This is a genomic window from Cellulomonas fimi (assembly GCF_012952065.1).
In the GTDB taxonomy this organism is placed as follows: Bacteria; Actinomycetota; Actinomycetes; order Actinomycetales; family Cellulomonadaceae; genus Pengzhenrongella; species Pengzhenrongella fimi_A.
Genome location: NZ_JABCJJ010000013.1, coordinates 49,580 through 69,982, shown reverse-complemented (window position 1 = coordinate 69,982; position 20,403 = coordinate 49,580). Strand labels below are relative to the sequence as shown.

Here is a 20,403-nt window from a genome sequence, read left to right as displayed (position 1 = left end):
CGACGCACCAGCCGACAGACCAGCCGACCGACCAGCCGCTCGAGCCGCACCGGCCGAGCGGCGCGACGAGCGAAGGAGCGCACGTGTCCCGCATCCGGGTCCTCGTGGTCGACGACTCCGTCGTCGTGCGGCGGCTCGTGGTCGGTGCGCTCGAGGGCGACCGCGACATCGACGTGGTCGGAACCGCCGCGAACGGCCGGATCGCGCTCGACCAGGTGACCCGGCTCCGGCCGCACCTGGTGACGATGGACATCGAGATGCCGGAGATGGACGGCCTCGAGGCGGTCCAGGAGCTGCGTCGTCGGGGCGACCGGTTCCCGATCATCATGTTCTCGACGCTGACCGAGCGCGGCGCCGAGGCCACGCTCGACGCCCTCGCCGCGGGCGCGACGGACTACGTCACCAAGCCGACGAACGTGCCCGACCTGCGCGCGGCGCTCACCGACGTGGCGCAGCAGCTCCTGCCGCGCATCAAGGCCCTCGTCCCGCACGTGCTCGACGCCGACGGCGGCTCGTCCGACCGCGGGACCGGGTCGCGGGGTGCCGGGCACGACGGCGGCGCGTCGCCCGAGGCGGGACGTCCCGTGTCGGCGCTGCGGACCCCCCTGCGCCCGCTCTCCGAGGCGACCCGGCGCCGCGCGCGTCGCACGGCGGAGCTGTCCGGTGGCACCGGTCCCACCCCCACCTCGTCTGCGCTCCGTGGCGTCACGGGCCCTCGGAGCGCGGACGCCCCCGTCACGGCCGCGGCACGTGGCGTGCCCGGCGCGACGGCGCGGCGTCCGATCGCTCTTGCCCACCACGCCGACGGTGCCGTGCGCCCGGTCCGGGCCGTCGTCATCGGCGCGTCCACCGGGGGCCCCGAGGCGCTGACCCGGCTCGTCGCGTCGATCGCCCGGCCCCTGCCGGTGCCCGTCGTGGTCGTGCAGCACATGCCGCCGGTCTTCACGCGCCAGCTCGCGCAGCGGCTCGATCGCACGGGCGGCTCGACGGTGGTCGAGGCGGTGGGTGGCGAGGAGCTGCTGCCTGGGCACGTCTACGTCGCCCCCGGCGACCACCACCTCGAGCTCGAGCGGACCGCGCGCGGCGCACGCACCCGCCTGACCCAGGACCCGCCCGTCAACTTCTGCCGCCCGGCGGTCGACACCCTCTTCCGCACCGCGGTCGACGTGTACGGCGGCGACCTGCTCGCCGTCGTGCTCACCGGCATGGGCACCGACGGGCGCACCGGCACCGGCGCGGTCGTCGCGGCGGGGGGCACCGTCGTCGTGCAGGACGAGGCCTCGAGCGTGGTCTGGGGGATGCCGGGGGCCGTGGCCGCCGCGGGTCTGGCGCACCGCGTCGTGCCGATCGACGAGATGGCGGCCACGGTCGTCGGGCTGGTCCAGCGCGGCGTCGACGACGCCGGCAGCCACGCGGACACCCACCCCGCCCCCACCGACACCCCCGCCTCGCGGACCGGTGCCCTGACCCCCGCCCGAGGAGGTGCCCGGTGACGTTGGCCCCCGAGTCGTTCCGGTACGTCGCTGACCTGGTCCGAGAGCGCAGCGCCATCCAGCTACCCGCCGGCAAGGAGTACCTCGTCGAGAGCCGCCTCCAGCCGCTCGCCCGGCAGGCCGGGCTCGTCGAGGTCGACGAGTTCGTGCGCGCGCTGCGCACCGCGTCCAAGCCGGCCGACCATGAGCGCGTCGTCGAGGCGCTGACCACGAACGAGACCTCGTGGTTCCGCGACGCGACGCCGTTCCAGGCGCTCGTGCGGCATGTCGTCCCCGAGCTGCTGGCCCAGGACCCGGCGCGCACGTCGCTGCGCATCTGGTCCGCCGCCTGCTCGACCGGTCAGGAGCCGTACAGCATCGCGATGCAGCTGCGCGACGGCTTCCCGGAGCTCGACTCGCGGATCGTCGCCACGGACCTGTCCGCGGAGGTGCTCCTCAAGGGGCGCGCGGGCCGGTACAGCCAGCTCGAGATCAACCGCGGCCTGCCGGCGACGATGCTCGTCAAGCACCTCACCCGCGCGGGCACCGAGTGGGAGGTGAGCGACGGGCTCAAGTCGATGGTCACCTTCACGCGGCACAACCTGCTGCACACGCCACCCGCGGGCGGGCCGTACGACATCGTCTTCCTGCGCAACGTGCTCATCTACTTCGACCTCGCGGCGAAGCAGGAGGTCCTGCGGCGCGTCCAGTCGGTCGTCCGCCCGGGCGGCTTCCTGCTCCTCGGCGCCGCCGAGACCACGATCGGGATCGACGACAGCTGGGAGCGCGTGCCGGTGGGCCGCAGCTCCGTCTACCGACTCAACGACCGGAGGGCGTCATGAGAGCGCTGGTGATCGACGACTCCCGGGCGATGCGGCGGATCGTCGCCGGCATCCTGTCCGGGCTCGGCTACGAGACGGCGCAGGCCGGGCACGGGGCCGAGGCGCTCGAGCTGCTGGACGCGGGGGAGCGCTTCGACCTCGCCTGCATCGACTGGAACATGCCCGTCATGGACGGCATGGAGTTCGTCCTCGCGGTGCGCGCGCGCCGCGAGCTGCGTGACATGACGCTCATGATGGTGACGACCGAGGGTGAGCACAGCCAGATCGTGCGTGCGCTCGCGGCCGGAGCCCACGAGTACCTCATCAAGCCGTTCACCCCGGACGCGATCCGGGACAAGCTCGAGCTGCTCGGGCTGATGCCTCTCGAGGAGTCCGTATGAGTTCCACCGCCCTGTTCGGCGCCGAGCAGATCACGGCGATCGCGGAGGAGGTCTTCGCCGCCATGGTCGACGGCGAGACCGGCGCCCTGAACCCGTGGCTGGACGGCCCGGTCACCCTGACGAACCCGCTGCACGCGTGGGTCGAGCTCCAGGTGGAGCTGCCGAGCCGCGTGCTGCTGACCACGGAGCGCGAGACGGCCGACGACCTCGCGCGGGCCTTGCTCGCGATGGAGCCCGACGAGCCGGTGTCGGAGGACGACCTGGTCGACGCGTTCGGCGAGGTGGCGAACGTCGTCGGCGGCAACCTCAAGGCGCTGCTGCCGGTGCACGGCAAGCTCGCGCTCCCGCAGGTGAGCGCCGACGCGCCGTCGGCCGAGGGGGCGACGCCGATCGACGACGTCGCGCTGTCGTGGCGCGGTCGCCTGCTCACCGTCTCGGTGTGGACGCTCTGACTGCGTCTGTCCCGCTCCCCCCGGGTGCGAACCGCGGTTCCTTCTGTGCAGGGTTCCTCCATGCAGAGTGACGAGATGGGTAGACGACGTTGGTACGAGTAGTGATCGCGGACGACAGCAGGGTGATGCGCAAGATCGTCATCCGTACGCTCCGGCAGGCGGGGTACGAGTGGGACGTCTTCGAGGCCGGTGACGGCGCCGAGGCGCTCACGCTGGTCGCGGCCGAGCAGCCCGACCTGGTGCTCTCGGACTGGAACATGCCCGAGCTGACCGGCATCGACCTCCTGCATGCGCTGCGCGCGGGCGGCGACGACGTGCCGTTCGGCTTCGTGACGTCGGAGGGCTCGCCCGAGATGCGGGCGCAGGCCGCGGAGGCGGGGGCGCTGTTCCTCATCGCCAAGCCGTTCACCGCGGAGTCGTTCCGCGAGGTGATCGAGCCGGTGCTGGTATGAGCAGCGGACCCGTCGAGGGAGCCACGCCGCTGCCCGCCGCCAAGGACGTGCGTGACCTGCTCGAGGTGACGCTGGGCCGCGACGTCGACGTCGCCACGGGCGGGCCGATGGTCAACCCCGGGGCCGACGACGGCGCCCTGGTCGGCGTCTACGTCGACCGCGGGCTCCGGTTGAGGGCCCTGGTGCTGTTCGACCTCGCGCTCGCGGCCCGGGCCGGCGCGGCGATCGCGCTCGTGCCCCCGGGCGCGTCCGAGGGCGCGATCGAGGCCGGCGCGCTGCCGGACCCGCTGCTCGAGAACGTCGAGGAGATCCTCAACATCGTGCGCTCGCTGTTCAACGTCGAGGGCGCCCCGCACCTGACGCTCGACACGACCGTGCCGCCGGGCGTGCCGCTCGCGGCCGACGTCGCGCGCTGGCCGATGGCGTACGTCCCGCGGCTCGACCTCGAGGTGGACGTCAAGGGCTACGGCCCGGGAAACCTGTCGATCGTCCTCCCCACCTGACGGCCAACGTCCGGTGTCAGACCGAGCGCGCGCCAGACCCCGCCCTGACTCTGACACGTGCCCGTGGACGTCGGGTGTCAGACCGAGCGCGCGCCAGACCCCGCCCTGACTCTGACACCTGACGACCGCCCCCGCCCCGCACCGCCCCGCGCTCCCACTCCCGCCCCCGTTCCCGCTCCCCCGGGGCGCCGTACTCCGGGGCGGGTCGGGGCGGAGCGGGGTGGATCGACGGGGCGGGAAAGGACTGCGGGGCCGGGCCCGGAACGTGAGCTCCTGGTCCGGCCCCGCAGGCGTGGCGCCTACCGACCCCGTGGGGTCAGTGGCGTCGGATGCTCACCGCCCGGCGGCTCGCACCGGTCAGGGCCCACCCGAGCGCCACGAGCGCGAGTGCGCCCAGGCCGAGCAGCCCGCCGTTGAAGCCGGTCGCCGCCAGAGCCGCCGCAGCCGGAGCCGCCGCAGCCGGAGCCGAGGTCACCGGCGCGACGACCGGCGCCGCGGCGACGTTCACCGAGACGGTCGCGGTGTCGCACAGACCCGCCGGGTCGCAGGTCTCGACCGCGAAGGCGTACGCCCCGGCCGCGGCCGGCGTGAACCGGACCTGCGCGCCGCTCTGAGCGGGCACGACGGCCGCACCGGCGGTCTGGGTCCACCGGTGGACGAGCGAGTCGGCGTCGGGGTCGGTCCCGGCGGCGGTCAGGGTGACCTCGCTGCCGGCGGTGCCGGTCTGCGTGGTCCCGCCGGTGACGGCCGCGGTCGGGGCGTCGTTGACGGCGCTCACCGTGATCGTGACGGTGGCGTCGTCGCACAGCCCGGTGTCGTCGCAGATGGTCACGACGAAGCCGTCGGCACCGTTGGTGTCGGCGTCGGGGGTGTACATGAACCCGCCCAGCGCGTCCAGCGCCACGGTGCCCGACGACGGCGGCGTGCTGACCGTGAACGTGAACACGGCGCTGTCGACGTCGGTGACGTACACGCTGCCCTGCACCGGCACGTCCTCGGTGGTCGTCAGCGACTCACCGGTAGCGACCGGCGAGTCGTCGACCGCCGCGACGGTGTAGGTCGCGGTCGCCGGGTCGCAGGCGCCGTCGGGGTCGCACGCCTGCCAGGTGAGGGTGTCCGTGCCGTTGAAGTCGGCGTTCGGGGTGTACCGCAGGTTGTTGCCGACGACGACGGCGGTGCCGTTCGCCGGGCCGGTCACCACGCTGTAGGTGAGGTCGGTGGCCGGGTCGTGGTCCGGGTCGGTCGTGCGGTTGGGCAGGACGGTCTGGTTGAACGCGTCCTCGATGAGGTTGCGCTGGAAGTTGGACGTGACGGGCGGTTCGACGACGGAGCTCACCGTGACCGAGACGGTCGCGGTGGTGCAGAGGCCGGACTGGTCGCACGCCTCGAGCTCGAAGGAGTCGGCGCCGTAGTAGTTGGCGTCGGGCGTGTACGTGAAGGCGCCGGTCACGGCGTCGACGACGACGGTCCCGTCGGTCGGGTTGACCGACACGGACACGGTGAGCGCGTCGCCGTCGACGTCGGAGGCGTTCGCGTTGCCGCTGACGGCGGTGTCCTCACCGGTCACGATCGACTGGCCGGTGACGGTCGGGGCGTCGTTGACGGCAGCGATGGTCAGGCTCACGGTGGCGACGTTGCTGCTGTCGGTCCCGTCGTTCGCCTGGTAGGTGAAGGAGTCGGTGCCGTTGAAGTTCGCCGCGGGCGTGTAGGCGAACGTGCCGTCGGCGTCCAGGGTCACGGTGCCGTTCGTGGGCGACGTGACGAGCGACGCGGTGAGGGTGTCGACGGTGTTGACGTCGCTGTCGTTGGTCAGCACGTTCCCGTTCACGACGACGTCCTCGTCGGTGGTCGCGGCGTCGTCGGCGGCGAGGGGGACGGCGTTCCCGACGGTGATGGTCACGGTCGTGGACGGGGACTCCACAAAGGGGGCGGTCCCGCTCGCCCAGGTGTCCCAGACGCTGTACCAGATGTTGTTGTCACCCTTGAACCCGGGAGCCGGGGTGTAGGTGAACCCGCCCTGGTCGCGGGTGAGAGCCCCGTTCGCCGGGACGTACCCCCAGCTGGCGATCGAGAAGCCGGTGCCGTCGACGTCGACGTCGTTCGCGAAGATCCCCGGGTTCGGGACGATCAGGGTGGTGCCGCTCGGGGTGGTGTAGAAGTCCGGGTTGGCGACGGGTGCGTCGTTGACGGGCGTCACGGTGACCGTCACGGTCGCGGGGGCGCTGTTCTGCGTGCCGTCGCTCGCCGTGTAGGTGAACGAGTCCGTGCCGTACCAGTCGAGGTCGGGGGTGTACGTGTACGTCCCGTCGGCGTTGACGACGGCGGTGCCGTTCGCCGGGGCCGTCGCGAGCGATGCGGTGAGCGCGAATCCTTCCGGGTCGGTGTCGTTCGCCAGGACGTCACCGCTCACTGCGGTGTCCTCGGCGGTGGTCGCCGAGTCGGCGTTCGCGACGGGCGGATCCTTCTGCACGGTGACCGTGACGCGCGTGTCGAACCCCTGGAAGTACCCGTCCTCGGGTCGGTACGTGAACGCGTCGGTTCCCACGAACCCGCCTGTCGGGGTGTACACGAAGGAGCCGTCCGGGTTCACCGTGACCGAGCCGTTCGAGGGCTGGCCATAGCTCGCCACCCGGATCGGCACCGGGTAGACGGTCACGTCGTTGGCGACCACGCCGGGCGCAGCCACGGTGAGGACCGTGCCCGTCCGTGTGACGTAGCTGTCGGGCCGCCCCATCTGCGCGTTGTACGCGGCAGCGGGTCCCGCCGTCGCGACCAGTGGGACGGCGACGAGAAGCGCTGCGAGCACGCCCCGGATCAGGGTGTTCATGAGGCGCACGGAGGGGACTCCTCGAGTAGGTGTGTGCCCGCAGCGTCGCAGCCTGCCCGAACCGGCGAACCTCGCCGTCACCCGTTCGCGAGACACTTCACCCGGATTTGTTATGTCATTTCAGGTGAAGGCCGACAATTCGGTATCCGCCCACGTTGTCCGACTCGTTGAGCTGGGTCAGCCACGGGTCAGCCCCGGGTCAGCCCCGCGCGACGGCCCCGATGACGGTGACGGCCGGCAGCAGCTCGTCGAACGACCGCTGGTAGAGCGCGTCGTTCCCGCCGTAGGGGTCGACGACGTCGTCGTCGCCCTGGTCGGGGCCGCTGAGCCCGCGCTGGGCTGCGGCGAGCGGGATCAGCGCGGCGAGCCGCTCGGCGGGCGTCCCCGCGGGCAGCGCACCCGGACCGACGCCCTGCGCGAGCCGGGCGAGCTCGCGGAGCGTGAAGGTGCGCCGCACGGCTCCGGGGAACAGCTCGACGATCCGCCGCCGGTCGCAGCCCCTGCGCCCTGCACGAGCCGGGCCATCTGCGGCGGCATCGCGGCGCCGACGACGGCACCTACGCCCGCACTGGCGACCACCAGCGCGGAGACTGCGTGCGCGGTCGCGGTGGTGTCGGCGGTGAGCTCGGCGGCGAGCAGGCGCTCGACGGCGGGGGAGCTGTTTGCTGGCGCACGGCGGGGAACCCAACCGGCCGCCGACGTCCGCCACGTGCTCGCAAATCGAGGCAGGAGGATTGTGGGAATCACCGGAGCATCGGCAGGCGCGCCGTGCCCGAAATGTCCCGTGTGGGCCCCTGGAAAACTGAGCCGCGGATCTCGCTTAGAATTGCCCGGTGTCGAGGACAGAGCCGGTGAAGCCCGAAGCCGACGGCTCTCGGACCCCCGAACCCCCCCGCCGCAGTCGGCGCAAGACCAAGGACCGTCGCGCGCTCATCATCGCGCTGTCGCTGGTCGCCGTCCTCGGGCTGGGCGGCATCGTGGCCGTCTGGGCGGTCCAGCAGCGGCTCGTGGGCAACGTCGAGAGCCTCGGCGACCCGTTCGACGCGATCCCCACCCGGCCACCTGCCGCCGCACCGGCGCCCGGTGCAGAGGGGGTCACGAACGGCGCCGTGCCGTTGAACCTCCTGGTGGTGGGGTCCGACAGCCGGATCTCGGCCGGCGACCCCAGCCAGTGGAAGGCGGGTGCGCAGCGAACCGACGCGATCATGCTGATCCACCTCCCAGCCGACAGGCGGGGGGCCTACGCCATGTCGATCCCGCGTGACTCATGGGTCGACGTCCCGGGTCGCGGCAAGGCGAAGATCAACGCCGCCTTCTCGTACGGCGGGCCCTCGCTCCTCATCCAGACGGTCGAGCAGCTCACGAATGTGCGTATCGACCATTTCGCCGTCACGGACTTCGAGTCGTTCCAAGCGATCACCGACCAGCTGGGCGGCGTTCAGATCACCCTCAAGAAGGACCTCTACTCCGGCAGTCGGCTCGTGCTCCCCGCGGGCGAGCACCTCATGAGCGGTGACCAGGCGCTCGCGTACGTCCGGGACCGCAAGAGCCTCGCACGCGGCGACTTCGATCGTGTGCAGCGGCAGCAGGCATGGATGCGGGCGATCTTCGCGCGCATGCGCAACGAGCAGACGCTGCAGAACCCGGTCAAGTCCGTGCCGTTCCTCGACGCCGTCTCGAAGTCGATCGCTGCCGACGACGGGCTGACGCGGGACGTGATGACGGACCTGGTGGACCGGGCGAAGGGCCTGGGCTCGAGCGACATCGCGTTCTTCACGGTCCCGATCGCGGGAACCGGGCGCAGCGCCGACGGCCAGAGCATCGTCAACCTCGCGCAGCCGGCGTTCGACGAGCTGATGGCGGCCGTCGCGGCCGACGACGTCGCCACGTATCTCGAAGCCAATCCCGACGACGTCGACCTGCTGCCGCCCGTCGCATCGTGAGCCCGGCGCCCCGGCCGACCCACTCGCTCGCCGAGCTCCGGCGGGCGCTCTGGCATCTCCGGACCGGTGGCGTCGCGCAGTACCGCACGTACGCCCGGCGTCGCGGGATCGAGTCGCGGCCGAGCGTCGCGGGCTCGGTGGGGCGTGACGGCGCCGTGACCTTCGCGCCCTGGCCGGTCGAGGGTCGTCTCCCCGCCCGTCCCGCGCTCCGCGCCGGGGTGATCCTCGACGACTTCTCCCGGCTCGCACTGCGGTACGAGTGGGAGCAGGTCGAGCTGAAGCCCAGCTCGTGGCGCGAGGTGCTCGAGGCAGACCCCGTCGACGTCCTGTTCGTCGAGTCGGCCTGGGCAGGGAACGGTGGCGCCTGGCGCTACCACCTCACGGGGCCGACCTCCCCGCGCCAGGCTCTGCTCGACCTGGTCGCCTTCTGCCGCGGGCAGGGCATCCCCACGGTCTTCTGGAACAAGGAGGACCCGGCGCACTTCGACGACTTCCTCGAGACGGCGCGCCTGTTCGACGTGGTCCTCACCTCGGACGTCGAGCGGCTCCCGGCCTACCGCGAGGTTCTCGGTCACGACCGCGTGGACGTCCTGCCCTTCGCCGCGCAGCCGGCGCTGCACAACCCCGTGCGGTCGGGCGCCGGCCACCAGGTCCGTGACGTGGCCTTCGCGGGGATGTACTTCGCGCACCGGCACCCCGAGCGGCGCGAGCAGATGGACCTCCTGCTCGGTGCGGCGGTGCGAGCGGGGAAGCGCATGGAGACCGGCCTCGAGATCTTCTCCCGTCAGCTCGGCGGCGACGACCGGTACCAGTTCCCTCAGCCCTTCGCGGAGCACGTGGTCGGGTCGCTGCGGTACGAGCAGATGCTCTCGGCGTACCGTGCCTACAAGGTCTTCCTCAACGTCAACACCGTGGTCGACTCGCCCAGCATGTGCGCCCGCCGCATCTTCGAGATCACGGCGAGCGGCACCCCCGTGGCGAGCACCCCGAGCGCGGCGATCGACCACTTCTTCGCGCCGTCCGAGGTCGTGCAGGTCTCCGGCGGCGACGAGGCCGAGCACACGATCCGGGCGCTCGTCCGCAGCGCGGAGCTGCGCGACCGCATGGTGCACCTGGCGCAGCGGCGCATCTGGTCCGAGCACACGTACGCCCACCGCGTCGACAGCGTGCTGGCCGCGGCGGGGCTCGACGTGCCGGCGGCCACTCGGCGCCCCACCGTCTCGGCGCTGGTCTCCACCAACCGGCCGGAGCAGCTCGACCATCTCCTGGCACGGGTCGGCGGGCAGGTCGGGCTGCCGGTCCAGCTCGTCCTGCTCACGCACGGGTTCGCGCCTCCCGAGGCGGAGCTCCGCGCACGGGCGTCGGCCCACGGCGTCGAGGACGTCGTCAGCCTCGCCGCGGACCCCTCCGTCCCGCTCGGGGAGTGCCTCAACCGGCTGGTCGCCGCAGCCGACGGGGAGCTCGTCGCGAAGATGGACGACGACGACCTCTACGGTCCGCAGTACCTCAGCGACCAGGCCTATGCGCTCGCCTACAGCGGCGCTGACCTGGTCGGCAAGCAGGCGCACTACATGCGCATCGAGGCCGGCGATGCCACGCTGTTGCGGTTCGCCGAGCGCGAGCACCGGTTCACCGACTTCGTGATGGGTCCCACCATCGTGACCCGCCGCGACGTGGCGCTGGCGCACCCGTTCCCGGCTCTCGACCGCGGGGAGGACACAGGCTTCCTGTCGGCTCTCAGCGGGAGTGGTGCCACGATCTACTCGGCAGACCGCTTCAACTTCGTCCAGGTGCGCCGGGCCGGCGCGAGCGGGGGGCACACCTGGACGGTGTCCGACGCGGCGCTGATGGCGTCCGGCGACGTACAGACCTTCGGCTTCAGCAGCCACCACGTGATGTTCTAGGGGGATCGGCATGACAGATCAGCAGACAGTCGCCGTCGTCGGGCTCGGGTACATCGGGCTCCCGACGGCCGCGGTCCTCGCCATGCACGGCTCGCACGTCATCGGCGTCGACGTCAACCAGGCCACGGTCGACGCGGTGAACCGCGGCGAGGTCCCGTTCGTCGAGCCGGACCTGGAGATCGCCGTGGCGGGCGCGGTGAGCCAGGGGCGGCTCAAGGCCGACACGACGACCCCGCAGGCCGACGTGTACATCGTCGCGGTCCCCACGCCGTTCGCCGAGGGCTACGCCGCCGACCTCTCCTACATCGAGGCGGCCGCGGACGGCATCGCGGACCAGCTCACCGGCGGTGAGCTCGTGATCCTCGAGTCGACGTCGCCTCCCGGTGCCACCCAGCACATGGCCGACCGCATCCTCGCCCGACGACCCGACCTCAGCCTGGACGGCAGGGACTCGCGACGCCAGATCCACGTCGCGCACTGCCCCGAGCGTGTGCTGCCGGGTCGCGTGATGATCGAGCTCATCACGAACGACCGGATCGTCGGGGGGCTCACGAAGAAGGCCGCCGAGCTGGCGAAGTCGCTCTACCAGACGTTCTGCCAGGGCGAGATCATGCTCACGGACGCGGTCACGGCCGAGATGGCGAAGCTGGTGGAGAACTCCTACCGCGACGTGAACATCGCGTTCGCGAACGAGCTGTCCCTGATCAGCGCCAAGCTCGGCATCGACGTCTGGGAGCTCATCGAGCTCGCGAACCACCACCCGCGCGTGAACATCCTCCAGCCCGGCCCGGGCGTGGGCGGGCACTGCATCGCGGTCGACCCGTGGTTCATCGTCTCCTCCGTCCCCGAGCACGCGAACCTGATCCGGACCGCGCGCGAGGTCAACGACGCCAAGCCCGGCCAGGTCATCGAGAGGGTGGTCGCGAAGGCCGCCCGGCTCAAGGACCCACGGATCGCGGCGCTCGGGCTCGCGTTCAAGCCCGACATCGACGACCTGCGCGAGTCGCCGGCCCGGCGCATCGTCGCGCGCCTGGCCGACGAGCTGCCCGACGCCGAGATCTACGCGGTCGAGCCGCACATCGAGCAGCTGCCGCGTGAGCTGGCCGAGCGCTCCAACGTCTCGCTGATGCCGTTCGAGGCCGCGGTCCGGGACGCCGACATCGTGCTCATGCTCGTCGACCACGAGACGTTCAGGGCCGCGGACCGCCGCAAGCTCAAGCTGCGGGAGAAGATCGTCATCGACACACGGGGCGTGTGGCGCTAGTGGAGGAGCAGGGCGGCGCGGCGGTGCAGACGGCCGAGTCCACCGAGCTGCGACCGGCGCAGGTGCTGGTCGTCACGAACGCGTACCCGAGTGACGCGGCGCTGTACCGGAACGCCTTCATCCACCGGAGGGTCCGGAGCTATGTGGACGCGGGGATCAGCGTCGAGGTCTTCTACCTCCACCCACCTGTCGAGACGCCGTACTCGTACCTCTTCGACGGCGTCTCCGTCACCGTGGGGAACGCCTCTGCCTATGACCGGCGGATCGCCTCGCGGTCGTACCGGTCGGTCCTCGTGCACTTCGCGAGCCCCGAGATGCTGGATCCCATCGTGCGGCACGCCCCCACCACGCCGGTGATCGTGTGGGTCCACGGGTTCGAGGCCGAGGCATGGCACCGCCGCTGGTTCAACTTCACCGAGTCCGCGAAGGAGATCCGGGAGGCCTTGGCACGACGGAGCTCGTACTTCCACGGGCAGCTCTCCTTCATGGCATGGCTGCTGTCGACGAACGACCTCGACGTGCAGGTCGTCCACGTGTCCGACTGGTTCCGCCGCCATGTCGTCGAGCCGGATGCCGGTACCGCCACCCGGCGCCCCCACGTCATCCCGAACGTGATAGACGAGGATCTCTTCCGGTACCGCCCGAAGTCGGCGGACGACCGGTTGCACATCCTCTCGGTCCGTCCGTACGCCTCACGCAAGTACGCGAACGACCAGACGGTGGCGGCGATCGTCGAGCTCTCGCGACGGCCGTTCTTCGACCGGCTGCGCTTCACGATCCGTGGTGAGGGCCCGCTGTTCAAGGAGACCGTGCGGCCCGTCGAGGGGTTGGAGAACGTCTCGATCCACCCCGGCTTCCTCCGGCAGGAGCAGATCGCCGAGCTGCACCGCCTCCACGGGGTGTTCCTGGCGCCCACCCGGTTCGACTCTCAAGGCGTCTCGATGTGCGAGGCGATGGCGAGCGGGCTGGTTCCCGTGTCGACGCGGATCACGGCCATCCCCGAGTTCGTCGAGGACCGGGTCTCCGGCATGCTCGCCCACCCGGAGGACGCGGTCGACCTGGCGAACCAGATCGAGATGCTCTACTACAACAGCGAGCTGTTCCTCTCCCTCTCACAGAGTGCCGCCTCGTCCGTCCGGGAGAAGTGCGGCTTCGCGTCGACCGTCGGTCGCGAGATCGAGCTGATCGGGGTCGACGCATGAACCGCTCAGGGAGCGAGCCCGTCGCCGACGTGGACTGGGCCTCTGCGTACGCGTACCTGGAGGAGCAGCAGGAGGCGATCCTGCGACGCCTCGCGGACCGCCTCGGTCGACTCGAGACGGAGGTGGAGGAGCTGACGCGCGCGCGTATCCGCGCGGTCTCCCTTGAGGTCGAGGAGGAACGGACGCTGCACAGCGTGATCGAGGCAGACGGGTCCGACCTGTCCTTCGCCTTCTACGTCTACCGCGAGGACGATCTGCGGTGGCGTCAGCCATACGGCCGGTCGAATACGCTCCGGTTGTCCCCCGAGGAGCCGGGTCGTTATCGCGTCAGGGGCTTCGTCCGTCGCGGCACGGAGTCGTCGCCGGCGGACACACGCGTCTCGACGACCGTCACTCTCGCCACGGAGGGGACGTGACCGCCGTGAAGGCTCAGCCGTTCAGGGTCCTGTTGTATGCGCACGTCGACCTGAACGTGATCGACGGGTCCGCGTTCTTCGTGGCAGGGGCCGCGTCGCTGCTCACCTCAGCACCCGGCGTTCAGGTCGACGTCGTCGCGGCGACACCGATCACCCGCTCCGTCGTCGTGCAGGAGATGCTGGTCAACGACCGCGTCACCGTGACAGACCCGTTTGCCGATCCCGGGCTTGCGGTGCACAAGCCCGAGTTCGAGGGCGCCCGCAGGATGGACGAGGGTATGGCGGCGAGCGCCCTCGACCACTACCTGGACCGGGCGGCGTACGACGTCGTCATCGTGCGCAGCACGGAGGTCGCCGACGAGCTGGCGCAGCGCAGACCTGACCTCGGGCGTCGGCTCTGCGTCTACGTCACCGGCGTCGTGGCAGCCGACGCGCCGATCGGCGAGGAGGCGCTGGCGAGGCTCGAGCGCCTGGTCGTCGGCGAGGCGACGCTCCTGTGCCAGACCCCCGAGATGCGCGACCACCTCGGCGCCCTTCTCCGGGCAAACGGGTCGACGACGCGACTCGCTGTCATGAGTCCGTCCGTTCCCGCGGAGAACGAGGCGATCCTGCCGGGGACCGACGGTCCCCTCGTGCTGGCCTACACCGGCAAGTTCGCGCCCGCCTGGCACACCGTGGAGATGCTCGCCGCGTTCAAGGAGGCGGCGTCGGCTGGTGCGGACCTGCGGATGCTCGTGGCAGGCGATCACTTCAAGCGAGCCCCCGAGTGGCCGACCTTCGGTGCGGAGGTCCGCTACCTGCTGGAGTCGCACCCCGGCATCAGCTGGCGCGGAGCGGTGACGCGCGCCGAGGCGAGGCAGCTCGTGTCGAGCGCACATGCGGGCATCGGGTGGCGGCACCCCTCGCTCGACACCAGCCTGGAGCTCTCGACCAAGCTGCTCGAGCACGGCGTGCTCGGTCGGCCCTGCGTCATCAACCCCACGGCGATGCATCAGCGCCTCTTCGGTGCCGACTACCCGCTGTTCGCCTCGTCCATGACCGAGTTCGTCGCTCTCCTCGGCCGCATGGCGAGCGACCGCGGGTTGGTTCGCGCGGCCGCCGAGACGGCCGTCGACGTGGCCGAGGGGTACACCTACGAGAGGGTTTTCAGAGACGTCTTCCCGACGCTCGTGGACGCCGCCCTCGGCGACTCGCCCCCGCGCGGCGACATCAGCGCCAGCGTGCGTGCGCTCGTCACGTCCGACGAACGCCTGGTCACGCGTGACGGATGGACGGTGGCTTGGCTCGCCGACTCCGCCGACGCCGCGCGCGTCCTCGCTGCATCACAGGCGCGTGACGAGCTCCACGCAGTCGAGAGGATGGGGCCTTTCGTGCGGTGGTCCTCGGACGGAGCGACTCCGTCGAGTGCGGGGCGCACCACCGTGCCGACCCTCGAGCTCGTCGTCGACGTGCTCGCAGCCGAGCGATCCGCTGGGACCGGTGCCGCCAAGGCTTCCGCCGGTGAAGTGGGCCCGACGACGGTCGTGCACGACGCCGCGGGTCGGTTGGGCCTCGTCCCGGCCGCGGAGCCTGCGCGCGACGCGCGCGACGCGCCCGGCGTGTCCGGCGCGACGGGCACGCCGCGGTCGTCGTCGCCTCGGTCCGAGCGGGCAGGAACTCCGCGCACCGCCGATGCGACGTTGCGCACGGAGATCGAGCACCTGTCAGCTGATCTGGCGCGACAGGTCAAGGAGACGCAGCGACTCAAGGACAGGTACGAGGCGTTGTCAGGCAGCCGGCTCGGCCGTCTCCAGCTCTCCTACTGGGAGATGAGGTCGAGGCGACGACGCCGGCCGCCCACGGACGACACCTCGGCGGTCACGTGACGGCATGGTGGCAGCGGCAGTTCTCGTCCGGCCGAACATCGTGCCCGTCCCGCGGTCCGGTCGACGCCCGGGCACAGAACGCCGCTCGGTTAGGGTGGGGGCGGTTCGACCGACACAGACCGCAGGTCGGCGGTGCGCGACCGGGGGAGGCGGCGCTCGTAGCGCCTCCGACAGGCGGCCCTCCCGCCGCCGGCGGCGCGGTCGAAGGGCGAGGGTGCGGGGGACCGCTTCGCCGCACGTCCACACCATGCCCACGCGGGAGCCGTGGTGCTTCCCGTGCAGCAGACCCGCATGCGTCGTCAGCGGCGCTCACCTTGGAAGGGAAGGAGCAGCCTTGACGATCGAAGACCTCGACCAGCAGGTCGAGCTCGACGATTCGGTGTCGTCGATCTTCGTCGAGATCCACTTCGCGAACGGAGGGGTGGCGACCCGGAAGGCGGCACTCGTTGCCTTCGCCTTCACGGACGAGGCGGGTGAGTCCGTCGTCCCGGTGTCGCCATACCTCGAGTCCGAGCGGTTCGGTCCGTACTTCTACCTCCACGCAGGGCCCGACGAGGTCTCCGTCTCTCGCACGACGATCCCTCGACCGGAGGGCGCGACGCGGCTCACCCTCCGGGGCCACCCCTGGTTGAGCAAGACGCCCGTCGAAGTGGTTGGGGCCCCCACCATCGTGGTCGAGAGACCGGGCAGTGAGTCGACATTCGCGGATTCCGCCGGCAAGCCGGCGTCCGTGCTCATCGACCAGCTCAAGGTCGTCTACGACGTCGAGCCTGGCGTGCGTTATCGGGTCGAGTGGACGGTGGATGCTGCACCCGGTGCTCAGGCGCTGATGCTCTTCGACTACCAGGACGCAACCGGTGCCTCGCTCCCGCCGGGGCCCGAGTTCCAGATCCAGCCGCAGTTCGGCGCCTTCACGTATGCGGTCGGTCCTGACGGTGAGGGAACGCGCGCGATCGAGATCACGGTGCCGAGGGGGGTCGCCAGATTGGTGCTCACCGGCCAGACGTGGAAGACGGGCGCGATCACCGTGCCTTCGCGGCCGGTCGTCACCGGTGCCGGGCTCGAGGTCGGCGCCCTGTCGAGCGAGCAGCTGGTTCAGCACCTCGGCGCGATCCCGTCGGACGCCAAGGTGCTCGTCGTCTACACCACGGCCGGGCCGATCTCCCTCAAGAACAGCCTGCTCCGCCGCTCGAACCGGCTGGCGATGGAGTACGCGGATGCCGGGTGGAACGTCGTCTTCCTCGCCTTCGGCACCCCGGCGCCCGACGAGTCGGGCCTCATCGCCGAGCGCATCCTCCAGGTGGGGCGTGACTCGCTCAGTCTCGTGATGGACGTCCTGCTTGCACGTACTGGCGCCAACAACGTCCTGCTCTGCTCCTCCTTCGCCGACATGTCGATGGTGGGACTCCTCGATCGCTGTCACGACCACGGCTGGAGAGTCATCTACGAGGTCCGCGACGACATGGAGGAGTTCAAGCGCGTCGGCTACTCGAAGTGGTACGAGCAGAACTTCGAGGTCCGTTTCGCGAAGCGCGCCGACGCCGTCCTGGCAGTGAGCCCCCGGCTCCGGGACAAGATCGCCGTCATCACCGGCCGCGAGGACGTCCAGCTGGTCCCGAACGCGGCGCCGGACGCGCTCATCGAGGCTGCGGCCCCGCTGCGGACCGCCGAGGCGTGGGAGCGGCGGGCGAGGCTGCGGAAGGTCGGGTACGTGGGCCATCTCACCGCCTCCTGGTTCGACTGGCCGTGGTTGCTGGCTTCTGCCGACGAGCTCAGCGACGTGCGGTTCGAGATCATCGGTCACGGCATGCCGGACGATCTCGTCCTGCCCTCGAACGTGCGGTACCTCGGGCCCAAGACCCATGACGAGTGCCTGCCTTACGTCGAGGAATGGAGCGCCGGGCTCGTGCCCTTCAAGATCTCCCGCCTCACCTACGGAGTGGACCCCAACAAGGCCTACGAGTACGTCGCCATGGGCATCCGCACGATCTCTGCACCGATGGGCCAGGTGGAGTCGATGCCGGGCGTGCTGACGTACACGACGCAACGGGGGATGGCCGAGGCGATCAGAGCGTCCGTGTCGAAGCCGCTCGGCGCGCAGGAGCTCGAGGGCTTCGAGGACTACCTGGCGACGGCGTCGTGGTCCGAGAGGGCCGGTCGGATGCTGAACATCCTGGAGGGCGAGTGAGCATGGAGCGTGTACTGAGCACCTACGTCAACTGCTCTCTGGGCGGCATGACGAGCGTCTACCGCGCTCGCGCGCTGGCCAACCCGAGCACCCGCTACGACCTCGTCTTCACCAAGGACCGCGGTGGGGAGTCGGCGTTCGCCGACTTGCCGAACTGCAACGTCCGCATCGTCCGCCCCGACCGCCTCAAGAACTACCTGTCGTTCGCGCTCGCCACCGTGGACTACGACTTGTTTACCGTGACCAGCCAGCCAGAGCTCATGAACCAGGTGTCCGCGCCGGCACGGACGAAGGTGGTGTACGAGGTGCACGCCCCGATCGAGACCGTCGTGGAGTCCGAGATGAGAACCCTCGACGTCACCAGGGTGGATGAGATCTGGGCGCCGAGCGAGTGGGCCGCGGACGTCGTGCAGCAGGCGTTGCCGAGACGGAAGCATGCTCGGGTCCGCGCAGTGCCCAACCTCATCGACCGCACGCGCTTCAACCCGACGGCGCGGGAGGTCGCTCCGCTGCGCGGAAGGCCCGGTGCGATCCCTGTGATCTGGATCGGGCGGATGGAGAACGTGCAGAAGAACTACACGGACTTCCTCCGCGTACTGCGTCTCCTGCCGCCGGAGTACTACGGACTCCTGCTCTTCAGCTTCGAGACGGACCCGGCTCGCATGAGCGCGGTGCTCGGCGCCGCAGGGATGCTCGGCGTCGAGGACAGGATCGACTTCTACTTCAACGTGCCCCAGCAGGACGTCGGGGCGCTGCACCGCGCCGTCCGTGATGCCGGAGGCGTGTTCTGCTCGACCGCGCTCTCCGAGTCATACGGGTACGGGGTGGTCGAGGCCGGTGCGTGTGGGCTGCCGGTCGCCGCGTACGACGTCGGCCCGCTCAGCGAGCACGTGCTCGAGGACTACAGGCTCGTGCCGGTCGGCGACCTCCGCGGGATGGCGCACGCCGTCCGGGCCCTGTCCGGTCGGGTGACGGCTGAGGCATGACGTTGGCTCTCGTGGCGACGACCACCGCGAGCGACGGAGTGGGATGCCCGCGAGGCGATGTCATGTCCGCGTGAAGTCGGCGTGCGTCTCGTTGGAGGGCGCGGACGGCTGGTCCTTCGAACCTCGAAGCCGTTCCGCTGCTGCATCCCACATCCGTCCTAGGCGCTCCGCCTCGGCCTGACTCATCAGCTTGCGGTCCCGGTAGTAGAAGGTGCCCGGGAAGAACGTGATTTCACCGAGGTAGATCCCTGCAGGTGTGTCGTACAGGTCGACCCGGCAGAAGCTGGACGCGACAGCCGTCGACACGCGTTTGGCGACGGCCAGCAGCTCACGCCAGTTCTCCGGCGTCGTCGCGGGCACGATGGCCTCGAGATGCTCGGCGCTCTTGGCCACGCCATAACGGCCGGTGACGTCGGGGAACGGCAGAAACTCACCGTCGAAGTACATCGCGCTCGCGGGACCGGCGAGATGCTCCTCCTTGAGGATCATGCCGATCTCGCCCTGGAACGTGTAGAACCGGATGTCTTGCGGAGGAGTCCGTCCCTCGTGGTCCCGGAGCAGCTCCTCGGCGATGAAGTGCCCTCGCGCTGCATCTCCGTAGTAGCGCTCGGAGATCGCGCCGCACCTGCTGAGCACCTCCTCGCCGGAGATCTCCTGACCATCGAGCAGATTGATGAAGGAGCCGGCGCTCGCCCTCTTGAGCAGCAGCACGCCGATGGATGTGGACGCGAAATCCGGCTTGAGCGCGAACTCCTCGGGGAGGTCGCGCTCGAGGAGATCAGCGATGGGCCCGACGTAGAACGTCTCGGGAACGCGCACCCCGACAAAACCGGCGAACTGCCTCAACTTCTTCTTGTCGCCGATCCGCGCCGGGGTGAACGGCTCCTGGCCTGCGAGTCTCCGGCGCATGTGCTCGAAGTAGTCCACTGCTCAATTTCCCTCAACTCTGGGTGGGCGGGTGTTCCCCGGCAATCGGCTGCCAATCGTACCGGACGGCCGTGCCGGTATCAGGCTGCGCCGGCCGGAAAGACGCCTGCAGCACGAGCACGGACGTGCGGGTGATATGCGAAGAATGGTACCGAAAGCGCAATGGAAAATACGTCGCCGCGACGATCCGCCCAGGGAACGGTCGTGCGATGAGTCAGACCGCCGTCGTGTCCTGAAGGCGCCGCCGCGGACGACACACACGCGGACGCCACACAGGGGGTCGCACGTGAGCGAGGCGCTCGGGCGCGCCCGGCGCCGGGCAGTGTGAGCCCACACACACCGCCGATGGGACCGGATGCCCCGAAGGGTGAAGTACCTTTGAAAGGCGAAAGGCTCGCGTCGACTCTCCGCTCAAGAGCATGCGGGCCGTTGAACGTATGGATGTCGTCGCAGAAGCGACCGTAGCCGCACACCGGCTCGCATCCCGCCGCCCGATGTGACCGACCTATGACCTGCCGGATCCCTCACAATCGCTCGGCGCCGACCGAGGAGTAGTACATGACCCTGTCCTGGCGCAGTCGCGCGGCCGCATTCGTCGTCATGATGGCGTTGGTGCTCACCGGACTCGTAGCGATGCCACCGCGAGCGTCTGCGGCTGAACCTGTCGTCACAGGCGCCGAGAAGGATCTCGGTGTACAGATCCCGGGCGCCGAGGGCGCCGTTCGCTCCGAGCAGTCAGCACAAGGGGCTCTGGCTGACGGTCGATATCTCACCTACTTC

The 20,403-nt window shown here is 70.5% G+C and carries 17 protein-coding genes; 14 read left to right on the top strand and 3 right to left on the bottom strand.

Going from position 1 to position 20,403, the window contains the following annotated elements:
- Window positions 1–83: 83 nt before the first annotated feature.
- From cheB to HIR71_RS09995, 6 genes are all read left to right on the top strand, one after another.
- Window positions 84–1,493 carry a chemotaxis-specific protein-glutamate methyltransferase CheB gene (gene cheB, locus HIR71_RS10020; RefSeq protein WP_169324921.1) on the top strand — a complete coding sequence of 470 codons (1,410 nt, stop codon included), beginning with the start codon at window positions 84–86 and terminating at the stop codon, window positions 1,491–1,493.
- Window positions 1,490–2,314 carry a CheR family methyltransferase gene (locus HIR71_RS10015; protein WP_169324920.1) on the top strand — a complete coding sequence of 275 codons (825 nt, stop codon included), beginning with the start codon at window positions 1,490–1,492 and terminating at the stop codon, window positions 2,312–2,314. Before cheB ends, HIR71_RS10015 begins: the two co-directional genes overlap by 4 nt.
- Window positions 2,311–2,694 (top strand): response regulator, encoded by a 384-nt coding sequence (locus tag HIR71_RS10010; RefSeq protein WP_169324919.1) that lies wholly within the window; start codon window positions 2,311–2,313, stop codon window positions 2,692–2,694. Before HIR71_RS10015 ends, HIR71_RS10010 begins: the two co-directional genes overlap by 4 nt.
- The gene (locus HIR71_RS10005) at window positions 2,691–3,146 is read left to right on the top strand and encodes a chemotaxis protein CheX (RefSeq protein ID WP_169324918.1); all 456 of its coding nucleotides are present in this window, start codon (window positions 2,691–2,693) and stop codon (window positions 3,144–3,146) included. The genes HIR71_RS10010 and HIR71_RS10005 overlap by 4 nt, the downstream gene beginning before the upstream one ends.
- An 89-nt stretch (window positions 3,147–3,235) precedes the next feature.
- The gene (locus tag HIR71_RS10000) at window positions 3,236–3,598 is read left to right on the top strand and encodes a response regulator (RefSeq protein WP_169324917.1); all 363 of its coding nucleotides are present in this window, start codon (window positions 3,236–3,238) and stop codon (window positions 3,596–3,598) included.
- Window positions 3,595–4,101 carry a hypothetical protein gene (locus HIR71_RS09995; RefSeq protein ID WP_169324916.1) on the top strand — a complete coding sequence of 169 codons (507 nt, stop codon included), beginning with the start codon at window positions 3,595–3,597 and terminating at the stop codon, window positions 4,099–4,101. Before HIR71_RS10000 ends, HIR71_RS09995 begins: the two co-directional genes overlap by 4 nt.
- Window positions 4,102–4,417: 316 nt before the next feature.
- Here the strand turns inward: HIR71_RS09995 and HIR71_RS09990 are convergent, their stop codons facing one another.
- Both HIR71_RS09990 and HIR71_RS09985 read right to left on the bottom strand, forming a co-directional pair.
- Window positions 4,418–6,928, bottom strand: a complete 2,511-nt coding sequence (locus tag HIR71_RS09990; protein WP_249051749.1) for an Ig-like domain-containing protein — start codon at window positions 6,926–6,928, stop codon at window positions 4,418–4,420.
- Between the two features lie 199 nt (window positions 6,929–7,127).
- Window positions 7,128–7,385, bottom strand: coding sequence for a hypothetical protein (locus HIR71_RS09985; RefSeq protein WP_169324914.1), 258 nt, complete (start codon window positions 7,383–7,385; stop codon window positions 7,128–7,130).
- Between the two features lie 394 nt (window positions 7,386–7,779).
- On the opposite strand from HIR71_RS09985, the gene HIR71_RS09980 reads away from it, so the two are divergent.
- The 8 genes from HIR71_RS09980 (at window position 7,780) to HIR71_RS09945 (ending at window position 18,696) form a co-directional block, all read left to right on the top strand.
- Window positions 7,780–8,871, top strand: a complete 1,092-nt coding sequence (locus tag HIR71_RS09980) for an LCP family protein (RefSeq protein ID WP_311836209.1) — start codon at window positions 7,780–7,782, stop codon at window positions 8,869–8,871.
- Complete coding sequence (locus HIR71_RS09975; RefSeq protein ID WP_169324913.1) at window positions 8,868–10,775, top strand: glycosyltransferase family protein; 1,908 nt, start codon at window positions 8,868–8,870, stop codon at window positions 10,773–10,775. Before HIR71_RS09980 ends, HIR71_RS09975 begins: the two co-directional genes overlap by 4 nt.
- Window positions 10,776–10,785: 10 nt before the next feature.
- Window positions 10,786–12,039: a UDP-N-acetyl-D-mannosamine dehydrogenase gene (gene wecC, locus HIR71_RS09970; protein WP_169324912.1), complete on the top strand. Its 1,254-nt coding sequence runs from the start codon at window positions 10,786–10,788 to the stop codon at window positions 12,037–12,039.
- Complete coding sequence (locus HIR71_RS17485; protein ID WP_169324911.1) at window positions 12,030–13,241, top strand: glycosyltransferase family 4 protein; 1,212 nt, start codon at window positions 12,030–12,032, stop codon at window positions 13,239–13,241. Before wecC ends, HIR71_RS17485 begins: the two co-directional genes overlap by 10 nt.
- Window positions 13,238–13,657 carry a hypothetical protein gene (locus HIR71_RS09960; protein ID WP_169324910.1) on the top strand — a complete coding sequence of 140 codons (420 nt, stop codon included), beginning with the start codon at window positions 13,238–13,240 and terminating at the stop codon, window positions 13,655–13,657. Before HIR71_RS17485 ends, HIR71_RS09960 begins: the two co-directional genes overlap by 4 nt.
- Window positions 13,654–15,522, top strand: coding sequence for a glycosyltransferase family protein (locus HIR71_RS09955; protein WP_169324909.1), 1,869 nt, complete (start codon window positions 13,654–13,656; stop codon window positions 15,520–15,522). The genes HIR71_RS09960 and HIR71_RS09955 overlap by 4 nt, the downstream gene beginning before the upstream one ends.
- Before the next feature lie 334 nt (window positions 15,523–15,856).
- Window positions 15,857–17,710 carry a glycosyltransferase family protein gene (locus HIR71_RS09950; protein WP_169324908.1) on the top strand — a complete coding sequence of 618 codons (1,854 nt, stop codon included), beginning with the start codon at window positions 15,857–15,859 and terminating at the stop codon, window positions 17,708–17,710.
- A 2-nt stretch (window positions 17,711–17,712) separates the two neighbouring features.
- Window positions 17,713–18,696 (top strand): glycosyltransferase family 4 protein, encoded by a 984-nt coding sequence (locus HIR71_RS09945; protein WP_169324907.1) that lies wholly within the window; start codon window positions 17,713–17,715, stop codon window positions 18,694–18,696.
- 60 nt (window positions 18,697–18,756) lie between these two features.
- On the opposite strand, the gene HIR71_RS09940 is transcribed toward HIR71_RS09945, so the two are convergent.
- Window positions 18,757–19,623 carry an ATP-grasp fold amidoligase family protein gene (locus tag HIR71_RS09940; protein WP_211374014.1) on the bottom strand — a complete coding sequence of 289 codons (867 nt, stop codon included), beginning with the start codon at window positions 19,621–19,623 and terminating at the stop codon, window positions 18,757–18,759.
- Between the last annotated feature and the right edge of the window lie 780 nt (window positions 19,624–20,403).

Bases quoted from the DNA above. Each gene is read 5' to 3' on its own strand.
- HIR71_RS09960 (WP_169324910.1), top strand. From the start codon at position 13,238: ATGAACCGCTCAGGGAGCGAGCCCGTCGCCGACGTGGACTGGGCCTCT.
- HIR71_RS10005 (WP_169324918.1), top strand. From the start codon at position 2,691: ATGAGTTCCACCGCCCTGTTCGGCGCCGAGCAGATCACGGCGATCGCG.
- HIR71_RS09990 (WP_249051749.1), bottom strand. From the start codon at position 6,928: ATGAACACCCTGATCCGGGGCGTGCTCGCAGCGCTTCTCGTCGCCGTC.
- HIR71_RS10010 (WP_169324919.1), top strand. From the start codon at position 2,311: ATGAGAGCGCTGGTGATCGACGACTCCCGGGCGATGCGGCGGATCGTC.
- HIR71_RS09995 (WP_169324916.1), top strand. From the start codon at position 3,595: ATGAGCAGCGGACCCGTCGAGGGAGCCACGCCGCTGCCCGCCGCCAAG.
- wecC (WP_169324912.1), top strand. From the start codon at position 10,786: ATGACAGATCAGCAGACAGTCGCCGTCGTCGGGCTCGGGTACATCGGG.
- HIR71_RS09945 (WP_169324907.1), top strand. From the start codon at position 17,713: ATGGAGCGTGTACTGAGCACCTACGTCAACTGCTCTCTGGGCGGCATG.